At 48.0% G+C, this 24,119-nt stretch carries 17 protein-coding genes; 8 read left to right on the top strand and 9 right to left on the bottom strand.

The window, feature by feature from the left end; genetic code table 11:
- Positions 1–109: 109 nt before the first annotated feature.
- From LQ777_RS26845 to LQ777_RS26830, 4 genes are read left to right on the top strand one after another with little or no spacing between them, the layout of a single operon-like run.
- Positions 110–760, top strand: coding sequence for a (2Fe-2S)-binding protein (locus tag LQ777_RS26845; protein WP_232563360.1), 651 nt, complete (start codon positions 110–112; stop codon positions 758–760).
- Positions 757–1,776 carry an FAD binding domain-containing protein gene (locus tag LQ777_RS26840; protein ID WP_232563359.1) on the top strand — a complete coding sequence of 340 codons (1,020 nt, stop codon included), beginning with the start codon at positions 757–759 and terminating at the stop codon, positions 1,774–1,776. The genes LQ777_RS26845 and LQ777_RS26840 overlap by 4 nt, the downstream gene beginning before the upstream one ends.
- A 2-nt stretch (positions 1,777–1,778) precedes the next feature.
- Complete coding sequence (locus LQ777_RS26835; RefSeq protein WP_232563358.1) at positions 1,779–4,040, top strand: xanthine dehydrogenase family protein molybdopterin-binding subunit; 2,262 nt, start codon at positions 1,779–1,781, stop codon at positions 4,038–4,040.
- A gap of 23 nt (positions 4,041–4,063) precedes the next feature.
- Complete coding sequence (locus LQ777_RS26830; RefSeq protein WP_232563357.1) at positions 4,064–4,639, top strand: sugar O-acetyltransferase; 576 nt, start codon at positions 4,064–4,066, stop codon at positions 4,637–4,639.
- Between the two features lie 212 nt (positions 4,640–4,851).
- Here the strand turns inward: LQ777_RS26830 and LQ777_RS26825 are convergent, their stop codons facing one another.
- On the bottom strand, positions 4,852–5,118 hold the full coding sequence (locus LQ777_RS26825; RefSeq protein ID WP_232563356.1) for a hypothetical protein: 267 nt from the start codon (positions 5,116–5,118) through the stop codon (positions 4,852–4,854).
- A gap of 665 nt (positions 5,119–5,783) precedes the next feature.
- On the opposite strand from LQ777_RS26825, the gene LQ777_RS26820 reads away from it, so the two are divergent.
- The 3 genes from LQ777_RS26820 to LQ777_RS26810 all read left to right on the top strand — a co-directional run bounded on the left by LQ777_RS26820 (position 5,784) and on the right by LQ777_RS26810 (position 13,853).
- Positions 5,784–7,688, top strand: coding sequence for a peptidoglycan D,D-transpeptidase FtsI family protein (locus tag LQ777_RS26820; RefSeq protein ID WP_232563355.1), 1,905 nt, complete (start codon positions 5,784–5,786; stop codon positions 7,686–7,688).
- A gap of 1,490 nt (positions 7,689–9,178) precedes the next feature.
- Entirely contained in the window at positions 9,179–10,609 is a 1,431-nt protein-coding gene (locus LQ777_RS26815) for a S41 family peptidase (RefSeq protein WP_232563354.1), read from the top strand.
- A 403-nt stretch (positions 10,610–11,012) separates the two neighbouring features.
- Complete coding sequence (locus LQ777_RS26810) at positions 11,013–13,853, top strand: PAS domain-containing sensor histidine kinase (protein ID WP_232563353.1); 2,841 nt, start codon at positions 11,013–11,015, stop codon at positions 13,851–13,853.
- An 844-nt stretch (positions 13,854–14,697) separates the two neighbouring features.
- Here the strand turns inward: LQ777_RS26810 and LQ777_RS26805 are convergent.
- On the bottom strand, positions 14,698–15,318 hold the full coding sequence (locus tag LQ777_RS26805) for a hypothetical protein (RefSeq protein WP_232563352.1): 621 nt from the start codon (positions 15,316–15,318) through the stop codon (positions 14,698–14,700).
- Between the two features lie 324 nt (positions 15,319–15,642).
- Here LQ777_RS26805 and LQ777_RS26800 point away from each other — a divergent pair, with 324 nt between their 5' ends.
- Complete coding sequence (locus LQ777_RS26800; RefSeq protein ID WP_232563351.1) at positions 15,643–16,428, top strand: SDR family oxidoreductase; 786 nt, start codon at positions 15,643–15,645, stop codon at positions 16,426–16,428.
- A 336-nt stretch (positions 16,429–16,764) separates the two neighbouring features.
- Here LQ777_RS26800 and LQ777_RS26795 read toward each other — a convergent pair whose 3' ends face one another.
- From LQ777_RS26795 to LQ777_RS26765, 7 genes are all read right to left on the bottom strand, one after another.
- Positions 16,765–18,147, bottom strand: coding sequence for a HupE/UreJ family protein (locus tag LQ777_RS26795; RefSeq protein WP_232563350.1), 1,383 nt, complete (start codon positions 18,145–18,147; stop codon positions 16,765–16,767).
- Positions 18,148–18,228: 81 nt separating this feature from the next.
- Complete coding sequence (locus LQ777_RS26790) at positions 18,229–19,362, bottom strand: DUF3500 domain-containing protein (RefSeq protein ID WP_232563349.1); 1,134 nt, start codon at positions 19,360–19,362, stop codon at positions 18,229–18,231.
- Between the two features lie 343 nt (positions 19,363–19,705).
- Positions 19,706–20,095, bottom strand: a complete 390-nt coding sequence (locus LQ777_RS26785; RefSeq protein ID WP_425276967.1) for a DUF3500 domain-containing protein — start codon at positions 20,093–20,095, stop codon at positions 19,706–19,708.
- A 40-nt stretch (positions 20,096–20,135) separates the two neighbouring features.
- Positions 20,136–20,840: a LytR/AlgR family response regulator transcription factor gene (locus LQ777_RS26780; RefSeq protein WP_232563347.1), complete on the bottom strand. Its 705-nt coding sequence runs from the start codon at positions 20,838–20,840 to the stop codon at positions 20,136–20,138.
- Entirely contained in the window at positions 20,837–22,042 is a 1,206-nt protein-coding gene (locus LQ777_RS26775) for a sensor histidine kinase (protein WP_232563346.1), read from the bottom strand. The genes LQ777_RS26780 and LQ777_RS26775 overlap by 4 nt, the downstream gene beginning before the upstream one ends.
- A gap of 155 nt (positions 22,043–22,197) precedes the next feature.
- Entirely contained in the window at positions 22,198–23,409 is a 1,212-nt protein-coding gene (locus LQ777_RS26770) for a pyridoxal phosphate-dependent aminotransferase (RefSeq protein WP_232563345.1), read from the bottom strand.
- A 427-nt stretch (positions 23,410–23,836) separates the two neighbouring features.
- Complete coding sequence (locus tag LQ777_RS26765; protein WP_232563344.1) at positions 23,837–24,109, bottom strand: hypothetical protein; 273 nt, start codon at positions 24,107–24,109, stop codon at positions 23,837–23,839.
- Between the last annotated feature and the right edge of the window lie 10 nt (positions 24,110–24,119).

The raw sequence follows: 24,119 nt of genomic DNA, 5'->3' as shown, positions 1-24,119 counted from the left end.
CTGTATTCCTGGATCTGGCTGTGCTGTCGATTTTTTGACATTAACAGCACAGTTTAGATTATTACCTGCAATTATAGATACAAGTTTTTTCAACGTTAAAAAAGGGGTTATGGCTAAGCATGAACACATTGAGGATGAGTCGGAGAATTCAAACGCATCCCGACGCATCTTTCTAAAGCAATCGTCTGCGTTGGCAGCTTTGGCCATAACGCCACCAGCCGCGCTGACAGCCGTAGAGAATGGACTCGATGAAAAAGTAGCCGCTGCTTTCGAGCAAATGCCACTTCAAGTGGATATTAACGGAAATGTTCACAAGCTATCCATTGAACCACGCGTTACGCTCCTGGACCTGTTGCGTGAACAACTTCACCTGACCGGGACCAAGAAAGGGTGCGACCACGGACAGTGCGGAGCCTGCACAGTACACGTCGATGGCGCAAGGGTTAACGCATGCCTGACATTGGCAATGACGACCGAAGGCTGTAAAGTGACAACAATCGAAGGGCTATCCGAAGGGGGACACGATGCAACCGCCCGGCTCCATCCCATGCAGGAAGCGTTCATCAAACACGACGGTTTTCAGTGTGGGTATTGTACGCCCGGTCAGATCATGTCGGCAGTGGCTTGCATCCGGGAAGGTCATGCCAATTCGCCGGAGGAAATTAGGGAATACATGAGCGGAAATATCTGCCGATGCGGGGCTTACACCAACATCGTTAATGCAATTATAGACGTCAAACAGGGAGGAGCCAAAGTATGAATCCGTTTCAATACACGCGGGTATCGACCCCTAAAGCGGCTATAACAGCCTACACTCAGGACAACGGCACCTACTTTCTGGCAGGCGGCACCAATCTGATCGATTTGATGAAACGGGAGGTCGTGATTCCCGAACGGCTGGTGGATATCAATAAGTTGCCACTGTCAACGATCGAGAAGACAGCAAACGGTTTACGTATCGGAGCTATGGCTAAAAACTCAGCCGTAGCCGAGCATGATTTGGTGAAAAAGCATTTTCCGCTCTTGTCAATGGCACTTAACGCCGGTGCATCGGCTCAACTGCGTAACATGGCGACGGTAGGCGGAAACATGATGCAGCGAACCCGTTGCGCTTATTTCTACGATCCATCCATGCCCTGCAACAAGCGTAGCCCTGTACAGGCAGGACCCGATAAAGGGCAGCCCAATGGCCCATCGGGCTGCGGAGCCATCGGAGGGGTCAACCGGATGCACGCTATTTTTGGCGGCTCCTCAGCGTGTATCGCGGTACATCCCAGCGATATGTGCATTGCGCTAGCCGCCCTGGATGCGACGGTGAACGTATCCGGACCAAAGGGTGATCGCCAAATTCGGTTCAGCGAGTTTCATCGGCTACCCGGCGATAAGCCCCAGCAGGACAACACGTTGCAGCCCGGTGAGTTGATCATGTCGGTGGATTTGCCGACGAATGATTTTTCGGATCATTCGTATTACCTCAAAGTGCGCGACCGGGCTTCCTATGCTTTCGCTCTGGTGTCGGTGGGTGTAGCAGTTCAGATGAAGCGGAATACGATTCAGGACGTTCGGTTGGCTATGGGGGGAGTGGCTCACAAGCCCTGGCGACTAACTGCGGCTGAAAGCTTCCTGAAAAGTAAACCAGCAACAGAGGATACCTTTAAACAGGCGGCAACGCTAGCCATGAAGGATGCCAAAGGCTACGGGGAGAATGACTTCAAACTGACCTTAGCTCCCAACTCCATTATCGAAGCGCTTAAATCTGCCACTAAAACCGCCTGACCATGACCGAAAATAAAACAAATTTGCCTGTTGACCCGGCCAGGAATGACCGGGTCACTCCTGACCGGGTCGATGGACGCATGAAAGTGACGGGTGGCGCTAAATATTTTGCCGATTTTGAATTGCCTAATATGGCCTATTGTGTCATTGTTGGTAGCGAGATTGGTCGGGGCAGTATTACCAGCCTGGATACCAAGAAAGCCAGAAATGCACCGGGCGTTCTGGGCGTATTCACGCACGAAAATATGCCTTCGATTCCGGGTTGGGATGCCCCCGTGGGTGACAAGGCGGACGGACCTCCGCCAAAGCCTGATACGCTTGAAAAATACAGGATTCTAAACAGTCCCAAAATCTTGTTTGATGGGCAGCCTATCGCTATCGTAGTGGCCGACAGTTACGAGCGGGCTACCTATGCGGCCTCCCTCGTAAAAGCGACCTATACAAAACAGGCGGCACGCACTGACCTGGATAAGCACCTGGCCGAAGGCATTGCGCCTGACCGATCTGAGGACTACATGCGCGGCAAAGCCGATGGGTATCGTACAGCGCCGGTTACGTTGGAAGCGAATTACACCATTCCCGTAGAAGTTCACAATCCCATGGAACTGCATGGTATTCTGGCTCATTGGACGGATGCCAATACGCTGATGATTTATGCCAAAACGCAGGGCGTCAACGCTACTCAGCAGGCTATAGCTCAGGCGTTTAAGCTAGACCCTAACAATATTCGCGTGCATACCGAATTTATGGGTGGAGGGTTTGGCATGGGTCTTAGAACCTGGCCGCAGGAGACGGCGGTTGTGGCAATTGCCAAAAAAGTAGATCGTCCAGTAAAGTTGGTGGTTACCCGCAGTCAAATGTTTCAGTTGGTGGGTCATCGGCCCTGCACGGTACAAACTATACAAATGGGAGCCGACACGAATGGCAAGCTGGTCGGTATTGCCCACGCAGCCACAGCCGAAACGGCTTCATACGAGGACTTTACCGAAGCAACAGTCAACATGACCAAGTTCCTGTACGACTGCCCGAATGTGAGCACTCGTTACCGTATTGTTAGACTCGACCGGGGCGTACCAATCTGGATGCGTGGCCCTGGGGAAGCTACGGGCGCATTTGCGCTCGAATCGGCGATGGACGAGATGGCCCACAAACTAGGCATTGACCCCATTGAATTCCGTCTTCGCAATTATACGGAAACGGACCCCGAACACAACCGACCTTATTCCAGCAAGTACCTCCGGGAGGCTTACCAGCGCGGAGCTGAAGCCATTGGATGGGGCAATCGCCAAAACCAGCCCGGTAGTCAGCAAGAGGACGGCTGGCTAACTGGCTACGGCATGAGTACGGGTACATTTAACGCCTTTCGGTGGGAGGCTTCGGCCCGAGTGCTCTTAAATGCCGACGGATCGCTAAGGGTGCAGAGCGCTGTAACGGACATTGGTCCCGGTACTGGTACTGCGCTAACGGTGATTGCGCATAATGTTCTGGGCGTGCCGCTTGATCGGATCAAGGTCGAGTACGGTGATACGTCATTGCCCAAAGCACCTACTCAAGGCGGTTCCGCTATTGTCTCGGCGGTAGGATCAGCCGTGTTTGATGTCTGCACATTGATCAAAAACGAATTGGTCAAGCTGGCAATTAAGAACGGTGGGCCATTTGCCGGACGAAATGCCGATGAGCTAACATTGTCCGACGGTATACTATCTATCGAAAAAGAACCGGGCAAAAAAGTGGCTGTTACCGACCTGATGAAAAGCAATAACCTGACCGTGATTGACAAAAAGGGCGATTCGAAAGGTGGGCCAGACTTACAAAAGTACTCCATGTACTCGTTTTCGGTGCATTTTGTCAAGGTGCGCGTCAATCCGCTAACGGGTGTGGTTCGCGTAGCCAACGCGGTTAGCGTGGCTGATTCAGGGCGGATTGTTAGCCCTAAAACAGCCGCTAGCCAGATGATTGGCGGGGTTACGGGCGGTATCGGGATGGCGTTGACCGAAGAGGCCGTCATTGATCACCGGTTTGGCCGATTTGTCAATAATAACCTGGGTGACTATCACGTAGCCGTTCACGCGGATGTACCGGCGATTGAAACGATAATGATCGATAAGCCAGATCCGCATATTAACCCAATGGGGGCAAAAGGAATGGGTGAAATTGCGTTAATCGGTTTTGCCCCGGCGGTAGCGAATGCCGTCTTTAATGCCACGGGAAAACGCGTCCGCGACCTGCCGATCACACCCGACAAGCTGCTTCGGATGAGTTAAAAACTAAAAAGGCACTTTGAAGAATGAGCATCGACCAAAGCGGTAACGGTATTTTTGACAGGCTACAAGCGGGTGAGCCACTACGCCCGGACGATCCGGAGATAGCCCAGTTTCAGGCAGTGGTCTCCCGCACCATCCGCTTGTGTGTTAAGATGAATGCTACGGCAACCGATGTCAATCAGTTACGTTCGCGGTTGGGAGAAATCATCGGGACGGTAATAGATGAGTCAACAACGATCTTTCCCCCGTTTTACACCAATTTTGGCCGATTCATCCGGTTAGGTAAGCGCGTGTTTATCAATCACGCGTGTTCATGTCTGGACATTGGCGGTATAACCATTGAAGACGATGTGAAGATCGGGCCACGGGTTAATCTGACCACCGAAAACCATCCGTTAAATCCCGACGAACGCAAAACGCTGCTCACCAAACCAATTGTAATTAAACGAAACGCCTGGATTGGAGCGGGGGCAACCATCCTGCCGGGAGTCACCATTGGCGAAAATGCGGTTGTAGCGGCTGGAGCGCTGGTCAGTCGGGATGTTCCCCCGAATACGGTTGTTGCCGGCGTACCAGCGAAAGTAGTAAAGGACTTGTGATTTCTGTTGAATAAGGCATAATCAAGCAATCAGGAAAACTTCTGATCTGCCGTAAATTCTGAATCCCAAGTAAGGTTCATTGAATCTTACTTGGGATTTTCTAATAATGTAAATCTGGTAACGCTGAGCAAACACGCTGATAATTCAACAACTAATTATCAGTATAAAAAATCAACACTACTCCTGCTACCTGTTGTTAAACAAGACTACGATCAGGCTAGGTTCCGTTTTTGAAGCTGCCCGTTGATAGCCTTGTACTTCTTACGATAATCAGCCAAAGCTGGGATTAGGGCCCAACTGCTAGCGGCTACCAAATAGGAGTTGACGATAAAAGCCATGCCAACGAACAAGACGAGTAGCAATAGCAGCCAGTAACCCACCTGCTGGATTTTCGCTTGCTTGGCAAATACCTGCTCATCGGATAGCTGATCTAAGCTCTGTTGGTCCACTAGGCAGGGTGATAAGGAGAAAATAGGCATTGTGACGTTGATTGATGGATAGTTAAAACTAGTCATTCCTTCAGACTTGAGTTTTGTAAAAGGACCAATGGAACAAAAAGCGGATAACTGGTGGCAGCTTTTCTTACCGAGAGTATTATTAGCGTCCCATAAATACCCTTCGCTAAGTGGACTGTTGTTTGAATTTCAAGCCGATTCAATCTGTTGCATACGGTTTTAAAAACCCCAAGTGATTCAGCTATTCCGATCGGTTTCTACCCTTACTCATTAACACTACTCTCTTCATTCGCTGTTCAACGATCGGTAGTACCCGGGTCTACATAGTGAGTGTACCTGTGGTTTTGTCGGGGTAATACCAGCCAATTAATAACCTTACTACCCGTCAAGTAATTTATATGACCTTCTCTCATCCGATTAAACACCAACCAATAAACGTGCTTCTAAGTGGCAAACCAAAGAGTATCTACCGATTCTATATAGCCTCGAAAAATGAACGATAGCAGAAAGGCTGTTGCCTAGGTGACCAACGAATACCTTGGTTATACATAGTAAGGCCACTAGGTAATGCAAGTAAAATCCGCCAGGACCGGCATCTATTTGTGGATCAAAGCCATCGCAACAGCAGCATACGGTTATTGTATTAACTTTGTTGAGTTAATCAATAAACTAAGCAAGCAGGCATTGCCGTGGAGGAAAATCGTAAGTGGGTTGTTATTGGTGTTTTTTGTCTCGTTGCCCTGATTTATTTAGCCCGTTTGTTCTACATACAGGTACTCGACGATACCTACTCACTCGGGGCTTCCAAAAACTCAATCAATCGGGTCATCGAGACCCCCTATCGGGGACAGATTTATGATCGAAACCATAAACTACTCGTCGATAATACACCCGTTTACGATCTGTACGTTACGCCTAAAAGAGTCATCATGGCGGATACGACCGCCTTCTGTACCTTGATGAAGCTGTCTAAAGCAGACTTTGACAGCCTGATGGGATTGGCAAAGTCTTATTCGATGGTTAAACCATCACTCTTCAAACGGCGACTATCGAAGCAAGAGTTTGCCCGCATCCAGGATGCGTTAGTTGACTATAGGGGGTTTCATGCCCAGATCAACTCGGTTCGAATCTATCCCGGCCACACGCTGGCCAACACGCTGGGCTACGTCAGCGAAATCAGTCGCGACAAGCTCGATGCACAGGATTACCCCTATTATCGGCCGGGCGATTACATCGGACAGAGTGGATTGGAAAGTTATTATGAAGAACACTTACGGGGCCGGCGGGGCGTCAAATTCATGATGCAGGATGTGCATGGGGTTAACAAAGGATCGTGGAAAGGGGGCGCCTACGATACCCTAGCGGTGAAAGGCAAAAACCTTCTGATCAGTATTGATTCCGATTTACAGCGCTTCGCCGACAGCCTGATGATCAATAAAGTGGGGGCTATTGTCGCTATTGAGCCCGCTACGGGTGAGATTCTGGCGTCGGTATCAGCCCCAACCTTCGATCCAAACCTACTATCGGCCAGCAACTTTAGTAACCAGTACGGATCTTTGCTTAAAAATCGCTACAAACCACTGATTAACCGGCCAATTATGGCTAGTTACCGGCCTGGCTCCACGTTTAAGCTCATTCAGGCCCTAGTGGCCCAGCAGGAGGGCACCTTGACACCCCATACAGTGTACGGCCACGCTGGATCGCCGATGCGGTGTCACTGTCGGGGGGGGAACGATTTACGGGGTGCTATCGGCAATTCCTGTAATCCTTACTTCTATCAGGTGTTTCGGCGGATGTTATACAATAACCATGAAACGAACACGTTTAAAGCCTCAGCCGTTGGTTTAGCCAAATGGCACGAACGGGTCGAACAATTTGGCATTGGTCAACAATTGGGTGTCGACCTACCCAGCGAGCGACGGGGTAACTTACCCGATGTGCCTTATTATGACCGGCTTTACAAAGGTAAAAATCGCTGGAAGTTTTCGTATATATCCTCGCTGAGTATTGGCGAGGGGGAGTTGCTGATTACGCCCCTGAAGCTGGCCAACTTAGCCGCGACTATTGCCAATCGGGGTTGGTATATAACCCCTCACTATTTCAAAGGCTTCGAAACGATGGGTGCGCAACTGCCTGAACAATACCGAAAGCACCATGCTACCGGCGTTGACCATCGCTATTACCTGCCGGTCATCGATGGAATGCGCCGGACTGTTGTGAGCGGTAGCGCTAAGTCGGCCAATTTGGCTGGGCTCGACATTTGTGGCAAAACGGGTACGTCGCAAAATACGAAATACGGTCACCAGTTTGATCATTCCATCTTTGTGGGCTTTGCTCCTATGAACGCTCCAACCATTGCTGTAGCCGTTTTTGTGGAAAACGCCGGTTGGGGGGGCGATGTGGCGGCACCCATCGCTGCGTTGGTGATTGAGCGGTATAATAAGGGGCGCACCGAGACAAAGTGGTTAGCCAATCGGCTCCGGGCGGCCCGGTATCTACCCCCCATTGGTGGACTAAAAGCGTTTAAAAAAGTAGCCCCCTTAAAGAAGGACACTATGACGGAGCAACGACGGGATCTAGTGGTTGCTCCTTAATCGCTTCGCCCCCAGTCACAGCTAACCAGTATGCAGTCGTCAGCTATTCGCGTAACACTTGTGCCCTAATAGATACGCCATTGAGTAGTTTGGGGTGGAGGTTTGAGTAACACTGACCGCTCCGCAGTGATCACCCAATCGCGCAATCAAGTCATCTCTCTCGCCAGTTTTCAGAATTGATCTCCGGTCAGTTTGATTAGGAAAGGTGTGCCTGGTAATGCCAAATGGTTTCAAGCAGTTAACGGTTAGTTAGGGCGATTCAGTATCAGCTCAAAGGCAAGGTGCAAAATTAGTTAGTATAGGAGCCGTACTTTTATAAGCCTTCATTATCAGCGATAGCCATCATAAATTTTGGGTAAAGAGGATACATAATAGGCCATTCATACTTGCTACGAACGTGAACGGTCGTTCCTGGTTGGTTACACTTTTATAGAACCTGGTTATACCCTCGGCTTATTTGAAATGAGCTATGATGCGTTGTACTTGCACCGCTTGAAATTACTGCCCCTTGCGTGAGCGAAATCCATGCTCATCCAAGGTAGAAGCAATGCCGTTCCAATTCTCGCCCGCATTACGAAATGATATGGCAAATTCAGCTTTCCGACGATTTTTCTCGTGTTCGCGAGCATTTTGCTGTCGAATGGCTAACCCCGTTTAATTGGCCTCTAAAGTGAGATTTTCTGGCCTAACCAATATATTGCCTGCTCGTTTTTTTTGTGCTAATCTTTACGGCTACGATTGTAAATGACTTCCCGCTCGTGCTGGCTAATGGAAGCCATTATATTATTGTAAGCGTATTAGATGCAGGCATATCAGCCTAGAGAAACTCTACGCCCGAATCACGCAGCGTAAAAGTAAATGCCACATTATGAGTCAACCGGTCGAGTTTAGCAATTGTCAGAACTCTTTCCTAATTGGAATGGTCTGAATAAACAACTCTTCTTAGAACTCATCAGGACGTGTAGGCTCAATGTTGATCTACTTTCAAAATTTAGCATCAGCACTACCCGTTGTATAGACTTACAAAAGGCTCTATTAACGTCAATAAAACAAAACTTGATTGATCAGTCTACTCTATCCTTTCTCTCACAGCAGCCCATCCGACTTAGATCTAAACGGCCCCGTATCAAAAAAAGTAGTTCAGGAAATGGCCCAACAAATAAAAGTTGAGTTTTAGCTTCTTGCTGGTATTATTTAGGAAAGAAAGCGTCATTATGTTATCCCCTTCCTAAAATCAAGATAGAATTTTTTAAGTTCGATAACTGTAAATTATCAGACTTAAAAAAAAGTGTGTAGTCGTGTATCAGAGAGGCAGGCCAATTTGCGGGAGTGATATGCTTATCTGCTAAAATGATAGAAAGAATAGAAACTATCAATTGACATAGTAAGTCCAACCAAAATAGCGCTTTATAAATGATGAGGGATGAGGTCATTATAATGACCGACACCATAAAGTTTTGCGTATAGTTTGCATCTGAGACCACACTAGCATGACCGTTACTACCCGCCATATTGCCACTTCAATTTTGTTGGTTTGCTTACTTAATCAATTCGTCACGGCGCAATCGCCGGCTTCTTGTCGCTGTTCCGATGTGCTTGACCAAGCTATCCGCAAAACCACAAACGTGTACGCCGGTTTCGCCGACAAGGTGAACGCAAAAAGTCAGCTTCGCTATAACACGCTGATCGACAGTCTACAGAAACAAGCAATTAAAGCGCCAGATGGATTTGTCTGCTTCGATTTACTGAAACGCTACGCTGGCTTTTTCCGGGATTTACACGTCAGTGCCGGTTACTCCCCACAGTTATCGCCTACCACTATTCGCACTATCGCTTACTCCGAATCGCAGGCTCGCGCCTATTTGGCTAAACGATCAGCACTCAAACCCTTCGAAGGAATCTGGGAATTGTCAAGTGGGAAGATGAAAATTGCTACAGTGGCTGATCCTGACTATCCTGGACGCCACATTTCAGTAGTTCTTTCCTCCACACTGCCTAATTGGAAGCCGGGTATGGTACAAGCCCAATTCATTGGCAAAACCGGTGAGTATGAACAGGCGCACTACGTTTTCGGGGATTTCAAAAGTAGGCCAATGGGCATCCAGCCAAACGGGAACCACTACCAGATTTGGGGCGACAGTTGGCAACGGATAGTTCCAAAAGCGGAAGAAACAGCTCAACGGCCACTCGAAAGCGTGGTTGTCAAACAACTGAATCCAGAGGCCGTTTATGTTCGCTTGCCGCATTTCACCAGTTCACAAATGGCTATTCTAGACAGTTTGTTAAAAACTCACCGAGCAATGATTGGCCGTACGCCGTCTTTAATCTTTGATATGCGCGGCAACGGCGGGGGTGACAGCGGTGCGTGGGCTTCGGAGGAATTTATGCAACTTTTTTATACCCAACCAATCCCGATTGCAAGAGCCTTGAACCGTGCTTCTGATGAGTGGATTGATAAACAGGCCGCTTACGTCGAACGGCTGCGAAAGCAGAAAAAAGCCGACGACTCCGAATTAAAGATGAATATAGAGTTCCTGGATTCGCTCAAAGCCCACCGTGGCGAGTTTGTTCCCGATAAAACCGAGTACGTTATTCGCTACGATTCGGTGCGGACTTTTCCCAAACGCATTGCGGTATTGATGGATAAAGGCTGTGGCAGTGCCTCGGAATTTTTTCTATCAATGGCCAAATACAGTCAGAAAATTACGCGCTTCGGCACCTACACGGGTGGCTTTATGGATTATGGCAATGCCAATCCGTTTTCCTTAACTTGTGATGACTACTACATGTATTTGCCGGTGACCAGAATGCCGTGGGTGGATACAGACCCGATTGATAATATAGGCTACAAACCAGATGTACCTATTCCTTCAACCGAAAAAGACTGGATTAATTTTGTTTTGAATCACTGGACAAACTAACGTTTCCTGATCTGATCCGGTCATGATCGAAGTACCGTGACGAAAAATTAATCATCTGTTTTATAAGCCGTAAATTCTTTATAAAAGACATATTGAATCTACTTAAGTACCCTGCCTGACTCATAATCTTCTGATTCAACTGCTTCTGCAATTGCTGTTTAAGTGCGCATCTTACAGACTTGAACATAGATCGTTCTGTTTTTGTCAATCGTCTGTTCGACGTAACCAGATTGTTTAGAATATTAACTGCTATCTTGTACTTTATAATTAGTAAGCTGGCTATTGAATAATCCGAAGTAGGCTACAAACAAGACCGTTGAACTATTTGTTGCTAGTAGACGTGAGGATCACATACCATGTACCTAATCTGTTAACTTGTCCCCCATAATACTTACCGTTACGAATGACTGGCGATCGGCTGTCCTCCAAATCCTCCCTCGAGCTCAACCAAAAACTTGATAGTAACGTTGCCCTGGACGCTGCTGGACTTGGTGTCTGGGATTTGAATTCAGATACTGGTCTGCTCAATCTGGATACTCAGTGCCTGCAACTGTTCCACATTGACGCGGCTCACCAACTTTCATACGCCGATTTCAAAAATTTTATTTACCCTGCCGACATAGCTCGATTGGATGAACTGTTTCAACAGGCTACCGACGATCGTTTTTCGATAATCCTTCGGATTGTTGGCGACGACAAGCTGCTTCGTCGGATTGAACTCAAAGGGCGTAGTTTCCTTGGCGAAACAGGACAGGTCATTCGTGTGACAGGCATTGCTCAGCAAGTATCTAATCAGCAACCAGTAAATCGACAAGCGGAAACAGAGCATGACCATTTTCGGGAATTAGTTGAGCAAGTTCCCGTGGCGATGGCGCTCCTTAGCGGCCCCCAGTTTGTGATTACCCTGGCCAATGAACGCGTGCTTGCGTATTGGGGTAAGCAGCGTGAAGATGTCATAAACAAATCTTTTTTTGAGGCTATGCCCGACGTAACTAGCCAGGGCATTGACGAGCTTTTACAGAAAATTTATACCAGTGGTGAGCGCTCTATTGCCAAGGAATCAGTCGTCATCCTAAATCAAAACGGAATAACCGAGCCTACTTCTATTAACTTCATTTGCAAACCTTTCTGGCAAGATGACCATATAACAGGTGTATTGGTGGTTTGTTCTGACGCTACCGAGCAAGTGCTGACCCGCCCGAAAAACCCGTCAAATGAATACGCTGACCGCTCGTTGATGGACACACTTCCGGCTATTATCTGGACGACCGAGCCCGATGGTAGTTGCAGTTATCTGAACAGGCAGTGGTACGATTATACCGGACAGACCCAGGCTGAGGCCGAAAAATTTGGTTGGCTCGATGCTATTCATCCGGATGATAGGGAGTCATCCGCAACGCGTTTCCTTGAGGCAAATGAGAAGCATATATCGTTTGACCTGCTTTACCGTTTGCGTCAGTGCGACGGAACGTACCGCTGGGCAATCGATAAAGCCAGCCCTCGCTTTGACAACTATGGGCAATATCTAGGTATGATTGGCAGCGTAGTTGACGTACACGAGCAGAAACTGGCTGAAGAAGCCCTGCGAGCTAGCGAATCCAAACTTCGCTCAATTGTCTCGACGGCCCCGGTTGCTATCGGCTTATTCATTGGTCGCGATCTGGTAATTGAATCGCCCAACCAGACATTTATCGACATTGTAGGGAAAGGTCCCGATATTGTGGGGAAGCCTTTGCGCGAGGTTATGCCCGAATTGATTACGGAGAACCAGCCCTTTCTACAAATACTCGACGATGTGTTCACCACGGGTCAGATGTTTCAAAGTTACGGTTCGCAGGTGTCTATTGTTCAAAATGGGGTGATGACCCATAAAATTTACAACATTTCCTATAGCCCTCTCTTTGACTCGGATGGAAATGTGTACGCCATTCTCGATCTGGCCGTTGACGTAACGGGTGAAGCGAAAGCCCGGCAAGCCCTGAAGGAAAATCAGAACATTCTGCAATCGATGATCAATATGGCGGAAATGGGTAGCTACAGTATTAATCTGGAAACCAATCAGCTGGTTAAGTCGCAGCGGGTGGCCAGCTGGTACGGACTGCCAGAAGTCACCGATGTTGCCACGTCGATCAGTATGATTCAGGAAAGTGATCAGCAGCGGGTGAGCCAGCTCTTTGCCGATGCTCTTCTGCCGAGTTCGGATGGCTCCTACCAGATGGAATACACCGTTATTAACGCCCAGACAAACCAAAAACATATACTGCAAACGGTAGGTCAAGTTCGTAGGGGATTAGAAGGGCAACCCACCCACGTCGATGGTCTGGTGTGGGATATTACCAGCCAGCACGAACTACAACTGGCCCTGGAGCAACTGGTTCAGCAACGAACCGAAGAGTTAGCGCTTACCAACGAAGAGCTTGCCAGTACCAATGATGAACTGGCGATGGCAAACCAAGCCGTGACGGAAGTGAACAGCCAGTTGCAAACGTTAGTCAACGATTTAAAACGCTCAAACCAGAACCTGGAGCAGTTTGCCTACATTGCATCTCACGATCTGCAAGAGCCCCTCAGAAAAATTCAATCCTTTAGTTCGCTCCTACAGCAGCAGTTTGGCCCCGAACTAGGTCCGACAGGATTGGATTTGTTACAACGACTCGCCAATGCGGGCTCTCGCATGTCAATCCTGATTCGCGACTTGTTGACTTTCTCGCGCATTGCAACCGAACAGGTTCGTTTGTCACCTGTAGCGCTTAACCAGATTGTTCAGGAAAGTTTAGACAATTTGAGTCTACTTGTTGAGGAAACCGATGCTTTAATCACCGTTGATCCTTTACCAACCGTACAAGGTGATGTCATGCAATTAGGGCAGTTGTTTTCAAACCTACTTTCGAATGCGCTCAAATTTCATAAACCAGGAGAAGTACCGCAAATCAGCATTAGTGCGGTAACGGTAACTGGCGCTAGCTTGCCAACTGAGTTGATTCAAAGCCGCCCAAGTCAGCGCTATCATCGAATTACAGTTAGCGATAATGGTGTTGGCTTTGATGAAAAATACCTGGATCGCATCTTTCAGGTGTTTCAGCGATTACACGGAAAAAATGAGTTTGCGGGTACGGGTGTGGGGCTAGCAATTTGCCAGAAAGTGGTCACCAATCACGGTGGTATACTAACGGCCAGTAGTCAAACGGGTCAGGGAGCTACCTTTATTGTATACTTGCCGCTTCTTGTTCCAACTAATCTATAACGTCATTCTGCTCTGTCCAGGGTAGTGCGATATGCTGCGGCAATAGCTTTCTGATCAACGGTTTTTGTTCGTTACTATTCTCCTATGGACGATTTGAATAAGGCTGTTAATTCAAGCAATTGTAAGTAGCCGGTAATCACATACATTCATTTGTTCCTTCTGGTCGATCGTTTATATTTGCTTCGTCTTGTGAAGTTTTGTAACCTTCATAGGGTGTGAAAATGTCAAAAGCGGACTGATCTTATCAGTCCGCTTTTTTAAGTGAAGATAGTCCTGAGTGCGTACCCTATTCGTCAGCCTACTGGTTATTGGATTTAGAAGAAGAGCTACTTCCCTTCTTATTAGTAGATTGCCCTCCTTGTCTGGACCCTGTCTGTGATGATGCGTTCGGTGATGAACCTTTCACTGGGATGTTTGACCTAGTGGCCCCAGCCTTGCTTTGCTGTTCAGCCTCTTTGTTGTACGGAACTCCTTTTCCTAGATTCTGGCTTGAGTTTGCTTTACGAGCGTTATTCTGGGGTGAGGAACCCTGCTGTCCGGTATTGCCTTCTAGTGCTCCTCCCGTTTTCGTTTGAGCTTGACCATGCATCCAAACGCCTAACACAAGCCCTGCTGTTACCATTATTGTCTTTTTCATACGTCGAGATCATTATTTGATACACCTGTAAATCATCAAAATACTAACTAAAACAAGTAGTCGGCCTGTCATTTAAAGATTAATAAGTAAGCAAATGGTCATGGTTTGTAAGATTCATCAGACACGCCGAAAACGGAAAAAACAGGACATCCATTCGTTTAAATCCGATCCGTTTCGGATAAGTCAGTCGCCTGAGTAGGTCAACGGCTACGGCTCTACCAGATAATCGGTTAGTTTTTTCCACTGTGTTTCCTGAAACATCGCCCAACCACCAGCTGCAAGTAAGGTGTTGACTACCGACCGTTTTCCAGCGGTCTCTTTCGCATTATTGACCCGTTCATTTTGACCAATCTCGCAGGCTATCAGTCGAGTACCCTGCCGCTCCACCCGGAATGTACTGCTGGCTTCATCGGTAAAAAAGTGTTCAATCGGGGCTGTTGACTCCTCATGATGCTGAGGGCTTTCGCTGGGTACTACCGTAAATTCAGCGGCTGTATCGTCATTAGTTATCGCAACGACCCGGACCCAGTTATGCGGTAAAGGACCCGGTAGCTCAATGAGAATAAAGTGACCAACGACTAGCGAATCGTTGTTGTCGATACGATTTCCCCGTTGATCGTAGACCGTAAAAGTAGCCGATATTCCTGGTAGGTTCGACCAGCTATTGACAGCCAAAAGCTTTTCTCTAGCCTGGGTGAAAGCTTGCCGAGCCGTAGTTTCGTCAGGATAGGTAGCCTCACTTTGATAGCGTTTGTCCTTGGTCTGGTTGCCTTGCAGAGCCTCTACATCGTCTTTGATCGTCTCCACTATTTTTTTAATGATGCTCATTGGACCAAGTTTTAGAGGATACCAATTAGCCAACAGCTATTAGGAAGGCAACTAGCGTACTTTACATCTGCTGGCATTCTTGAATTAACCAGTTAACCACGCGCGTAGCTCAATCTGTGACGCAATAAGTAGCATCAATGAGCCAATGGCCACAACTCATAGAGATGAATCAACTTTACCCATTGTTCGGGGATGAGCCGCTCAAATAGCCCTCGGAAAACAATTTACTCTGACGATCATGACCTTAAATTCATAACAAATCGCTCGCTCGACACTTTATCTAGAACAGGCTTTAGTATACATTCACAAACAACGACACAGCGTATGCAAGAATTAGAAGGTAAAGTTGCTCTGATTACGGGGGCCGGCTCAGGAATTGGTCAGGCCACTGCTTTATGCTTCGCTCAGCAAGGTGCTCGGGTTGCCGTACTGGACCTTTCCGATGACAACGTTAAACAGACTGTCGAGCAAATCACCCAAAAGGGTGGGCAGGCACTGGGTATTGTGGCTGATGTCTCTCAGGTTAGCGATATGCAACAGGCTATTGAGCAGATTCAGCAGCAATGGGACCGACTCGACGTGGTTTTTGCCAATGCAGGGATTAATGGGGTTTGGGCACCGATCGACGAAATTGAGCCCGAGGAATGGGATCAAACAATTAATATCAATCTGCGCGGTACGTTCCTGACTGTCAAATATGCACTTCCGCTGTTGAAAGTGGCAGGGGGCGCCATTCTAATAACGTCTTCGGTAAACGGCACACGAACCTTTAGCAATACGGGGGCAACGGCTTATTCCTGTTCTAAAGCTGCTCAGGTAGCCTTTGCCAAAATGACAGCGCTTGAACTGGCTAAGTACCGCATTCGGGTGAATGTGATTTGTCCCGGAGCGATTGACACCCACATTGATCAAAGCACCCAACAGCGCAATCTGGAACGCGAACAGGAGCCGGTGGTGTTCCCCGAAGGTAAGACTCCCCTGACCGATGGAGCGCCTGGTAACGCTGAACAGGTGGCTCAACTAGCTTTATTCCTGGCTTCTGACCGGGCCAGCCACATTACGGGTACGCCTATCTGGATCGATGGGGCGGAGTCACTCATAAAAGCTTAATCCAATAGCGCTTTATCATGCCCGGTAATTTACAAGCAAAATTCAAAGTGCTTGCTTGATTAAACGTGGCTGGCGGTCTCCCCCATCCAGGCAGTAAGAAGTTGCTTTTTATATAAACAGGGCTCATTCTTCACAACGCGGAAGAACGAGCCCTGTCTGGCTTATATTGAACCGACTACATCTGTCTATAAGCTTTTGGTAACTGGATGAGTATTGATTAACTTAATGAAACCATCAGCTAACCATGTTTATTTGACAAAAAGAAGCCAATGGCACTTGTTGTCAAATTTGTCGGCTACGACCAATCTTTTTTGCTAAGAATATAACCACCGGATTTTAGAATTCCGGAAGTTGACGCAGCCGATTCGTACGCCAGGTGAGTAGTAACGCTAGTATTGCCAACACGCCCAATCCATAAGGCGCGTAAGGAGATACTAACTCGATTCCCTGTGTCAATGAATTCGGTTGACCCGTGATCCGTTCAACCACCCACGCAATAGCCGCTATGGCTGCCAGCAAGGCACCTGTCAACCGAACAAGTCCGTAGGCTTGTGTGCGGCTCAACAGCATCAACCAGGGGATCGTCAGCAAAATAATAAATAGCTGCATCAACTCAATACCCAGACTGAAACCCAGAATACTTAGTGCCATGGGGCCCGCATCAAGTTGCAGATTGGCCAGCGAACTGGCAAAGGCAAGCCCATGAATTAGCCCGAAGCCAGCCGCTATCCAGGCTTCGCGACCTGGAAAAATAGGGCGAACGGCATGGATGGCAGACACGAGAATCGATACGGCTATCAAAATTTCAACCGGCTGCGAGGGAAGCCGTACCCAGCCTAGCGATCCCGCCAGCAATGTAATTGAATGGCCTATCGTAAAGGCCGTAACAATGAGCAACAGTCGCTTCAGGCTATAACGAACCCCGCCAAATCGGCCCCAGACAAATCGTTGTCCTGGACCGCCCGTTACCTGCAACATAGCGGGTAGTAACAACACAAGCAAAAACAGCAAATGGTCAGTTCCTTCGGCAATGTGCTGCATTCCCAGGTTAACCATCGCTGTAAAACCCGTCCAGAAGCTACCCGATGCCAGGTTAACTGACAGCGGTAAAATGCGATTGTTAACAATATCCAGGCTAATTTCTCCTACCTGAACCGGTTCGGATTCGGCTAGTTGCCCGCGTACCCAGTCTTGACGTACCGACACCAGAATTTTATGGGTCATTACCTGGTGCAATACTACGTCGTAGTAAAAGGTAAATTGTCGTACGTCTTCGCCCTGACCAGATTGTCGTACCGGGGGAAGCATCTGTACCTGAGCCGTGAGTTCGCGATAAACGCCGTTGATTGGATTCTGACTTTCGTGGACGGTCAATTCGCCAACCGTTACGTTCCAGAAACGCCCGTCGGGACTTTGTGGACGGATATGCGTCTTGAGGTATTCCCTAAGTTGAGGACCCAACCGTGCTACCAGCCCTGCCGACGAGTCGTTTACGGCGTGCCCCAAAGCCGATTGCAGCTCCACGAGTGGAATTTGTAGCTCGGCGTCGATGCGGTTAGCATGAACGTTGAGCAGAACCACCGAGTTCGGCATGGGGTGAGCAGTCGCTAACTCTGGTCGGCCAATGGCCAGTGCGAGTATAGTCAAAATCAATCGCCATCTGGATCGACGACTATTGACAAAGCTTACTTTATTCACTAGAAAAGGCGTTAACATCATGTTTCGCTTATCGCTGGCCACCAATCGAGGGTAATCAATCCGCGCTGTTGTACTCGTACGAGTTAAGGCAGCAATGACATTCTAATTGCCGCCATAATCGCTGGTATGATCACGCCAGACGGAGTGGGAATGAGGGGTGTTTCGGATAATTACTCCACCTTGGTAGGAGAACTCGATCCATACACTTGGTCCATCAATACGCACATAATCGCCCTGGGAACTCATGGCTGTCGTGCCTGAATACGAGACATACGTATTTGCCAATTCTGAGGTGTATTTGGTTAACACGGCTGCTGCCGCAGACGCATCCAGATCATTGACGTAAAGGCGAATGGCGTTTAGTACCAGTGTCTGCTTATCGCTACTCAGACTGCCTACCTGTAAGCCTGATTTGGTCGCTGGAAACTTCCCATCCTGTCCCGGCCCCAGTACCAAATCGTTATAACTGCCGGACAGTTTAGCCGTGGTTTGTTCGGTAGCGCTTAAACCCGTTAACAAGGCAGCAAAAGCGACACGTTCCTGCTCAAATGCCTGATACGTACGATTCCCTGCGGTGACGGCTGCCTGCGGCTCGGTACCTCGGAAAGCCGGTGTAACACCTGTGACCGCTCCCGCGTTGAACGTGATGGGCTGGGTATAATGGTGGCCCGTAAACAAGATAGACCATAAACTACTGGTGCTAGGCGTGCCTAAAAATGATACGAAATAATTACCAGCCCCGTACGTAGATCCTCCACCAATGGTGTTTAGGTAATCATCGGCGACTAGGTTGCCCAGCATCTCATCATACCCTTCGTTCGTATTATTTAACGCCAGTACAGCCACCATCAGGTTGCGGAAAGCCGCCAGTTGGGTATCACTGAGCGCACCCAGGTTGATACCTATGCGTGCAGACATTCCTGCTGGTAAGTTAGACCATTTCTGTGCGTTGGCCTTCGAGTAACTCAATTGCACCGTCGATACTTGCGTACTGCTCAAGGTAGCTTTGAAGGCTTCGGCCAGGCAAACGATTTGAGCGACGCCCGTCGAACCACAGGTTGTTGTTGTGGCTGTAGCTGACAGAGCGGTTGTAATCGAACTGGAAGCGTTTGTTGTTGACCCCGTCGTTGACCCCGTTGTGCTGGTCGCATCAACATCCGTTGATTTGCAAGATTCAAAGCTGGTACTAAAGCCCAGTAGGATCAGTAGGAAAAGAGTTACGTTGTTGCGTTTCATAATGTTTGCTGAATACGTTCTGTCAGCGCTTGATTGCTTATTTACGAGTACTTAAAACCGTTGATCGCTGTTGCAAAAACCGTCTGTGTTGGGGTAAAGAGTCGAAATGTTGTGGTGAACGAATCACATACCGACAAACTATTCAATTCACCTTAGTGCCAAAAACAATGGGGTTCGCTGCCAAATCAAAAATCGGCTTTACTAAGCGGATATAGGAAAAGTAGTGGTCAACCCCGCCAGGTTAGGGGTAATTACCTTGAATTTGTGGTGAATCATAAAAATTACGGGGTTAAATCGAACCAAAGAAAAAGCGCACCAGCGCCCAAATTGGATGTGATGCGCTTCAAAACGAGGCACCTAAACCGACATTAGTTACCCCACAATCGCTGGTATGATCACGCCAGACGGAGTGGGAATGAGGGGTATTTCGGATAATTACCCCACCTTGGTAGGAGAACTCAATCCATAGACTCGGTCCATCAATGCGGATGTAGTCATTCTGGCTGGCTACGGAGGTCGCACCCGAATAGGGGATATAGGTACTCGCTAACTCCGACGTATATTTAGTTAAATAATAGCCGCCATTGTAGGCTCTAAACCGTTTACGTATTAGCTTGATAGCGTTCAATACCAACGTCTGCTTGTCTGAACTTAGCGTACCAACTAACTTACAGACATACTTTAGTGCTGGGTAATTTAGCGTCCTAACCCAAGAATAAGTTGAGGCAAACAAGCCAATTTTTTATTGAACAGAGGAAGCGTTTAGGGCTGATCTATTTCATGAACAGACTAAAAAAGTCTTTTTCGTAGCTACTTCCGACAGGAATTTCCTCCTCTCCAATCAGTATCATACGGCCACGAATCGACTGAATTTTGTCAATTGCGACAATGAAAGACCGGTGAACGCGAATGAATTTATTGGCTGGTAGTTTTTCCAGCATGGCTTTCATCGTAAGCCGCAAGACTAAAGGATGGCCTTCCTTTAAATGAATTTTCAGGTAATTATCCAATCCCTCGACAAAAACAATGTCGGCAACGGTAACTTTTACCAGGCCGTAATCCGCCCGAAAAAAGAGGTGCGCCTGCCCAGGGCCTTGATTGTTCATGTCCTGGTTCTGCTGGAGTGTTCGCCACCGCGCTTGGGCTCGCTGCGTCGCTTTCGAGAAACGATCGTACGTGTACGGTTTTAAAAGGTAATCGACGGCTTCCACTTCGTAACTTTCCAGCGCATATTCGCTATATGCCGTCGTAAAAATAACGAGGGTTTGCTGGGTGATGGATCTAAAAAAATCCAGTCCCGACTCCTTCGGCATGTTGATGTCCAGAAAGATCAGATCGACGGGGTTTGCTTCCAGATACAAACGAGCTTCGCCAGTTCGGGTAAAGGTTTTGACCAGATCTACCGTGTCTATTCGGCTACAAAAGGCTTCGATAACATCGAGGGCCGGCCGTTCGTCGTCAAGGGCAATGGCTTTCATTCGGATAAAGTCAGATTAAGACTGACTTGGAAATCGGTCGGGTTATTGTCAATGGTTAACTGGTGCGTATCAGGGTAAAGAAGCCGCAACCGCTCTCGGGTATTTTGCAAACCCACACCCGTTGAATTTTCGAAAGAACTGACCTGAACTTTTTTATTGGCGACATAAAGATCCAGGTTACTACCTTCAAGCCGGATTCGAATATCAATCCGCGATTCCTCGTCCGGACTTACCCCGTATTTAAAGGCGTTCTCAATAAACGAAAACAAAAGTAAAGGAGCGATTTCTCCGTTCGTCTCATCCCCTTCAAGTCGGTAGTTCACCTGAACCGCATCACGTAGCCGAGCTTTTTGAAGATCAATATAGTTACCAATGTAATTAATCTCTTTAGCCAGAGCCACTTTATCTCGGTGCGCGTCGCGAATGATATAGCGCATGAATTCCGAGAGTTTGACAATGGTATCGGCTGTTCGCTCATCCTGCCGAATGGCGAGCGCATAAATACTGTTGAGGGTGTTGAAGAGAAAATGCGGCTGTATCTGCGCTTTAAGCTGGCGAAGTTCAGCCTGCAACTGGTCATTTTCAACCTGATGGAGCCGACTAGCCGTCTGGATGGAAATAGAGATAAGCGAACTGACACTTCCTAACAAGAAAAAGATGGCTAGCTTGACCGGAAGGAGCAGCGTAAAAGGCGGTCCATGAGCGTCGTTCGGGCGTTCACCATCTGGCGGATGGGGTGGGCCATCTTGACGTAGCCCCCGGTGCCGATTAAATGGCTTAAAAACAGGTCTGTTCTCGTCGTGATGTGATTCAAATTGTGGGGTATAGGGGCCAGTCAGCATCATCTCCTCCACAAAGAGTTGACGAGCCCAAGCCAGCGGAGTATTTTCTTTTGGGGGTTTGAAGAAAAACCACTGCTCGATCCGATACGGGAAATAAACGGCGGCCAAGACGCAGCTAACCGCTATAAGTGCGTATTTCCAGTAGTGTTTTGTTAGAAACCAGCGGGGTACTAATACCGTATGATTCAAGTATGAAAACAGGACCAGCAGCGTATAGGCTAGTCCATTCTGTACCAGATGCTCGTGCGGTCTTAACGGAGACCAGCTTACACCACTGTAGACCGAATAAATCAGTGGTAGAATTACCAGAGCAATTCCGATTAGTAGATTCGTGCTATGTGACTTCAACCAGGCTGCCATTCCACGGAAAGATGCGTACAAAAGTACAATAACACCCTACCCGGCAGACATAAATGTGGTTGAAAGACCAATTTTTGGGGTGAACAACACGCTAAACTGACTCGGTTCGATAATCGGTTGTCCATCCGGCTATCGAACCGAGTCATAAAATCAATTTACAAGGACTGCTTGGTGATTCGATGGATCGAACAGCCTGCGCTATTGAGGTCCCTCATAAAGGCAATTGTTGCCAACTGTTTTAGCTCCAGTTTGATGGCCGCAATGAGGTAATCAATATCTTCCTTGGGGCGGGCCGCTACTCGAAAATACTGACTGCTACAGCCGATTTTATTGCCGCAGTTTCGCACAAAGCATTGCTGATTAAGCAGCAAGCGATCTCTAAGTAAATCACCGTTGATGGTATCGGTTAATTTGACGTAGATGAAGTTGGCCGCACACGGAAAAACGGTAAATTCATGAATCTCCTGAAAAGCAGATCTCAGATACTCGCGGTCAGCAATAACCTGTAACCGACTTTGTTCGTAGTCGGCTTTACCCTCAACCACCAACTTTAGCAACAATTCAGTAATCCCGTTGACGTTCCAGAAGGGCACGTGTTTCTTGAGGGCGTCAATGTTTTTGGGATGACTGATGGCGTAGCCCATTCGCAAACCATGTAATCCCAGGTTTTTGCCTAAACTTTTTAAGACCCAGGCATTCGGAAATTCCGTAACGACATCTTTGACGGTAGGCGGCTCGCTCTGCGAAAAATCAATAAACGATTCGTCAATTATAAGGGTATCGAGGTATGCTAACTCCTGCATAATCCAAATCACATCTTCCTTCTGCAAAATGGAGCCGGTAGGATTGTTTGGATTACAAAGCACAGCGTTTCTCACACCTGTTCGTTTAACGGCATCTACAAACTCATCCGCTGTCAGACACTGGTTGTTCAGATCGGAATAGTAGGCGTAGCGTACATGTCGTCCTAACCCTTTTGGTTCATCTGTCCAACGTCCGAATGACGGCACGGGTACCAGCAGGTTGTCTTTCACGTACAGCGTGTTAAGCCAGGAAATCAGCTCCGTTGAGCCATTCCCTGCAATCACCGAATTCGGATCAGCAATATCGGCAAACCGGCAAATCAGTTCGGCGAGTTCCGAATTGCTGCTCGGATAATACTTGAGCGCGTAAGGCATCTTTGCGTACAGCGCATCCATAATGGCGGTCGTCGGAAAGTACGAGTTGACGGGTATGCAGTAATCTTTCAGTTTGTCAACACGCTCAAAATTATCCGTCAGACTGGCGTACGAAGGGCTGTGAACCGTATGCGTGAATAGGTTCATATCCGGCTGATTGACTACCGAGGTGGATTCAACAAGAGTCATAATAAATTGGGATTGATGTTGAGTAGCCAATGGAGCAAACGTAGGTCAGTTGGTTTGTCAGAAATACGAAACCGCTGAAGGAGATGTTGCTTAACGAAACCGGTTTGTGATGAATCCGGCAAATGCTGGGGTGAAAGAGCTAATTCTTTTCTGATTAATCGTCTGCGAAATCCTCTATAGATCTTTGTCGAAAATGTACTCTGATCGGTTGATTGGTACCATTGCATTTATCGACATCGACCCGAATAGGAGCAAGTAAAGAATCCTGAGTTACCAAAAAGCTGTGACGGATCAGGAGTACGAGCAGAAGGAGATTGAAGGGCAATCGTAGATAACTACTAAACACAAACTAGCCGTTGTGAGCAAACGCTGTTTTTACCTAAACATACAGCGTTTGCTCACAACGGCTAGTTTTGATGGGCGTAGTCTAGGGACCTGGTTCGTTGTAGCCAGAGCCGGTAGTTACCTGACCACCACTCGTCCATAGACCTCCGCCCTGTTCTCCGTTGTTCTTTGTGTTTTCGCCACTAGGCTTATCCCGGGGGCCATCTGGGTCTGGTGTGTTTTCGGGATCATAATTATCGGCATGGCTACCCACATAGGTTTCCGTCTCACCCGTTGTGCCTTCTTCGCGAGGGGCTTCCTGCGAACCATTAGTTGGGGTGTTCTCGTTATCGGTCGATTCTTGCTCTTTGTTCATAGTGATAGGA

This window comes from Spirosoma oryzicola (genome assembly GCF_021233055.1).
GTDB classification, from domain to species: domain Bacteria; phylum Bacteroidota; class Bacteroidia; order Cytophagales; family Spirosomataceae; genus Spirosoma; species Spirosoma oryzicola.
Note: the sequence above shows the minus strand (reverse complement) of the source record. Positions and strands in the feature narration are given on the sequence as shown.